The 2,740-nt window shown below is 57.9% G+C and carries 5 protein-coding genes; all 5 read left to right on the top strand.

All coding sequences use genetic code 11. The annotated features are described in order from the left end of the window. Positions 1 to 229: 229 nt before the first annotated feature. Positions 230 to 574 (top strand): divalent-cation tolerance protein CutA, encoded by a 345-nt coding sequence (locus tag DWQ09_13760; GenBank protein ID KAA3627138.1) that lies wholly within the window; start codon positions 230 to 232, stop codon positions 572 to 574. After that, positions 562 to 1,032 carry a hypothetical protein gene (locus tag DWQ09_13755; GenBank protein KAA3627137.1) on the top strand — a complete coding sequence of 157 codons (471 nt, stop codon included), beginning with the start codon at positions 562 to 564 and terminating at the stop codon, positions 1,030 to 1,032. Before DWQ09_13760 ends, DWQ09_13755 begins: the two co-directional genes overlap by 13 nt. A 33-nt stretch (positions 1,033 to 1,065) precedes the next feature. After that, the gene (locus tag DWQ09_13750) at positions 1,066 to 1,641 is read left to right on the top strand and encodes a TlpA family protein disulfide reductase (GenBank protein ID KAA3627136.1); all 576 of its coding nucleotides are present in this window, start codon (positions 1,066 to 1,068) and stop codon (positions 1,639 to 1,641) included. Between the two features lie 249 nt (positions 1,642 to 1,890). Beyond that, positions 1,891 to 2,337, top strand: coding sequence for a type II 3-dehydroquinate dehydratase (gene aroQ, locus DWQ09_13745; GenBank protein KAA3627135.1), 447 nt, complete (start codon positions 1,891 to 1,893; stop codon positions 2,335 to 2,337). A 65-nt stretch (positions 2,338 to 2,402) separates the two neighbouring features. Next, on the top strand, positions 2,403 to 2,740 hold a 338-nt coding region (locus tag DWQ09_13740; protein ID KAA3627139.1), incomplete at its 3' end, for a transposase.

The raw sequence follows: 2,740 nt of genomic DNA, 5'->3' as shown, positions 1-2,740 counted from the left end.
ATGCCTTGTTTGTACTGAGTGCATTGACCAATCTGTACCTGGCGCGGCGACGATTGCGATGCCCGACATAGGATTGGTGCGCCTGATAAACCGCAACGGCGCACAAAACGGCTAGAAAACGGCCCATGTTGAGCCGAATACTGCCTGCAAACGCTCCTTATGATGAAAAACACAAACATATTGAATCGGCCGTGCTGGTTTGCATCACTTATTCAGACGTTCCTTAGGTATGAGCGAGGCAACACCCCTGTTAATACTCAGCACCTGCCCCGATGCTGAGACCGCGGAACGGCTGGCGACCCTACTGGTGGAACGTCGGCTTGCCGCGTGCGTTAACATCGTTCCCGCTATCACATCGATCTACCGCTGGCAGGGCGCGGTGGAAAAAGAGGCCGAGGTATTATTGCTACTCAAGACCACAGAGGAGCGCTGGGATGCACTGCAGAGCGCCTTGTGCTCGGCACACCCCTACGATGTCCCCGAGGTCATCGCAGTCCCGCTAACCCTGGCCGCCAATCCGTACGTCAAATGGCTACGTGAGGCCGTGGAGGAGAAGTCTACATGCGCTGGTTAGTCGCTTTCAGCACCCTGTTCGCCACTGGCGCGATCTACGCCGCCGATTCCGATCTTCTGCCCCCCGAGCAGGCCTTCGTCGTCGAAGCGCACGCCGCGGATCAGGGCACGGTCAAGGCGCGCTGGATTATTGCCGATGGGTACTACCTTTACCGGGAGCGCATCTCGTTCGAAATCGAGACACCCGGCTATCAGCTCGGCACGCCCCGCTACCCCGCCGGCAAGATCAAAGAGGATCCCTTCTTCGGCCGTACCGAGACTTACCGTCACCAGGTGCTCATCGACCTACCCATCGAGCACCGGGCGGCGGGCGGTGCGACGCTGGTCCTGATCGCCCGCTCACAGGGCTGTGCAGACCTCGGTGTCTGCTATCCGCCACAGGAGCGCCGCGTCACCATCGAGCTGCCAAAGCAGAGCCGATGGCTGCAGCCCGCGTATCGCCTGATAGCCGCACACTGAAAAGTCGAACCTTTCCAGAACCCAAATCGCGCAATGACCAAAAAGACCACCAAAGCCTTACTGCTGATCGCTGTCACGCTACTCCTCATCGCCGTCGGGGCTGCGACCCGCTTCTATCTTGCACCCTCGACCTCCCAAAATCCGGCAATCGGCAACCCGGTGGCGAAAAGCGCGCCTATCGCTGCGGATCAGCGCACCGCTCTGCCGGAGTTTCAACTCGCCGACATAGAGGGCAAACCACGCGATATCACCGAATGGCAGGGCAAGGTGGTTGTCCTCAATTTTTGGGCCACCTGGTGTCCGCCCTGCCGTCGCGAGCTACCCACCTTCAAGGCACTGCAGAACGAGTATGGGACGCAGGGCGTTCAGTTCATCGGGATCTCCCTGGACCGCGATGAGCTGGTCCGCGACTATGCCCGCATCGAAGAGCTCAACTACCCGCAACTCGTCGGCCCTTCGAAGGCGTTGGAGCTGAGCCAGCTCCTGGGTAACAAGATAGGTGCCCTGCCGTTCACCGTGGTGGTGGACCGCGAAGGTCGTATCGCTGAACGTATCTTCGGCGAATGGAGCCACGACGAGGCGATCACAACCTTTAAGCGGTTGCTCTGAACAGCAGCAGACTTCCCGTCTGACGGCAACCGCCACACACCTTTTTCAAGCCCAATACCGACAAACTTGCGGCGATTTGCTGCGAAATCCCACGATCAGGTGCTGTCTAGACTTTATCCCCACCCTGATGCAGAATAGGCGCCTCACACAAGTATCGACCCGAGTATTCGGCGCGATCTTGCGGGGAACCTGCACAAAAGTTAACCAAAACTGCCCCTATTTACCTAGAGGGACGAGGGAGCACCGGGAATGGCCACCATACTGGTTTTGAACGGCCCCAACCTCAATCTATTGGGCAGCCGCGAACCCGAGGTCTATGGCCATACGACGCTGGAACAGATCCACGCTGCACTGAAGCGTCACGCCGCAGACGCAGGGCACGAGGTGGTCGCTTTCCAGAGCAATGCCGAACACGAACTCATTGAGCGGATTCATGCCGCGAGCCGCGAGGGTGTCGCCTACGTACTTTTCAATCCCGGCGCCTACACCCATACCAGCATTGCACTGCGGGATGCGTTTTTAGGCACGGCCTTGCCTTTTTACGAAGTGCACCTGTCCAACGTCTACCGGCGTGAGACTTTTCGCCACCACTCGTACCTCTCGGACATCGCCGAAGGCGTCATCAGCGGTTTCGGCGCCCACGGTTACGAGTTGGCACTGACTGCCGCGCTGCGCCGTCTGGCACCGAACACTTAAGGCATCTCTGATTAAGTCCCAAAGTTTGCGACAATACACGCATTATTTGGAACCGGTAGAAAACGATGAAACAGCAAACGTTTGCCGCGGGGGAATTTGAGCAATTTCGAAAACCAACCCGGCGAGAGAAGTTTCTCTCGGAGATGGATGCTGTGGTTCCATGGGATCAGCTTTGTGAGCTCATCAAACCCCACTACCCCAAAGCGGGAAACGGGCGCCCACCCATTGAACTGGAACGGATGTTGCGCATCTACTTCCTCCAACACTGGTTCAACCTGTCGGATCCAGGCGCCGAGGAAGCGTTGTATGAATCTCGCTCCATGTGTCTTTTCGCCGGCATTGACCTTGGGCGTGAGCCGGTTCCCGACGAGACGACGATTCTCAATTTTCGTCATCTGCTGGA

It is taken from the genome of Pseudomonadota bacterium, assembly GCA_008501635.1.
Taxonomy (GTDB): Bacteria; Pseudomonadota; Gammaproteobacteria; order QQUJ01; family QQUJ01; genus QQUJ01.
The sequence above is the reverse complement of the archived record's forward strand: the minus strand, read 5'-3'. Positions and strand labels throughout refer to the sequence as shown.

What these genes read in the sequence shown, in the direction of transcription:
- DWQ09_13760 (KAA3627138.1), top strand. Translation starts at nt 230, where the DNA reads ATGAGCGAGGCAACACCCCTGTTAATACTCAGCACCTGCCCCGATGCT.
- DWQ09_13755 (KAA3627137.1), top strand. Translation starts at nt 562, where the DNA reads ATGCGCTGGTTAGTCGCTTTCAGCACCCTGTTCGCCACTGGCGCGATC.
- DWQ09_13750 (KAA3627136.1), top strand. Translation starts at nt 1,066, where the DNA reads ATGACCAAAAAGACCACCAAAGCCTTACTGCTGATCGCTGTCACGCTA.
- aroQ (KAA3627135.1), top strand. Translation starts at nt 1,891, where the DNA reads ATGGCCACCATACTGGTTTTGAACGGCCCCAACCTCAATCTATTGGGC.